Here is a 1,235-nt window from a genome sequence, read left to right as displayed (position 1 = left end):
TTCAAGGACTCCGTCCCGCTGGCGCGATCAATGGCCCAGGGGTCTCACCTTAACCTGAGAATCACTATGTTGATTTCGACTCCGACAGGCTAGCCAAAGGCCCACCAATCTGCTCAGGCAATCCGGAGAAGAGAGCCCATTGTTGCTCCATTGAGAACCTCAAAAGCCTCTAAACGACCACGCAGGAGTGCTTAATCACCACTGAGGCCAGGATGGGAGTCGTGGCCCCGGTGCACCTGGGCCCAGACACGGGTGGGCAGGCCCCAGATGTAGATAAAGCCTTCGGCGGCGCGGTGGTCGAATTGATCCCCTTCCCCGTAGGTGGCCAGCTCGGGGTTGTAGAGGGAATAAGGAGAGCGACGGCCCACACAGACCGCCTGGCCCTTGTGCAACCGCATCCGCACGACACCGGTGACGCTTTTCTGGGTGGCGCGGATAAAGGCGTCCAGAGCCTCCCGCAGCGGCGAGTACCAAAGGCCGTTGTAGATCAACTGGCTGTAGGTGGTCTCGATGCCGTACTTGTAATGGATGACATCGCGGGTGAGGGTGAGGCTTTCCAGCTCGCGGTGGGCTTGGATCAAGACCATTAGAGCAGGGCACTCGTAGATCTCCCGCGACTTGATCCCCACTAGGCGGTTTTCAATCATGTCGATGCGGCCCACCCCATGCAGGCCAGCTAAGGAGTTGAGCTGCTCGAAGAGGGCTTTGGGGCCAAGGCGCTGCCCATCCAGCCCGACAGGGATCCCTTGCTCGAACTCAATCTCCACGTAGGCGGGCTCGTCGGGTGTCTGGGAAATAGGCCGGGTGAGGGCATACACTTCCTCCGGCGGCTCCCGGTCGGCATCTTCTAGGATGCCGGCTTCAGCGCTGCGGCCCAAAATGTTGAGGTCGATGCTGTAGGGGCTGGACTTCTGCACGGGCATGGGGATCCCGTAGCGCTCCCCATAGGCAATGGTCTCCTCGCGGGTCATCCCCCACTCGCGGGCAGGGGCCAACACTTTGAGCTGGGGATTTAAAGCAGCAATAGCCAGATCAAAGCGCACCTGGTCGTTGCCTTTGCCGGTGCAGCCGTGGGCCACCGCATCGGCGCCCACCTCTTCCGCCACTTCCACCAGCAGCTTGGCAATCAGGGGTCGGGCCAGGGCCGTGGAAAGGGGGTAGCGCTGCTCGTAGAGGGCGTTGGCCTGGATGGCCGGGAAGGTATAGTCGGTAATGAGGGCCTGGACAGCCTCCCG

General features: G+C 61.4%; 1 protein-coding gene. It reads right to left on the bottom strand.

The features are described from left to right. Positions 1–191: 191 nt before the first annotated feature. The coding region (locus NW856_RS10510; RefSeq protein WP_414400181.1) for an argininosuccinate synthase at positions 192–1,235 on the bottom strand (1,044 nt) is incomplete at its 5' end.

It is taken from the genome of Synechococcus sp. R3-13, from assembly GCF_047462195.1.
In the GTDB taxonomy this organism is placed as follows: domain Bacteria; phylum Cyanobacteriota; class Cyanobacteriia; order Thermostichales; family Thermostichaceae; genus Thermostichus.
Note: the sequence above shows the minus strand (reverse complement) of the source record. Positions and strands in the feature narration are given on the sequence as shown.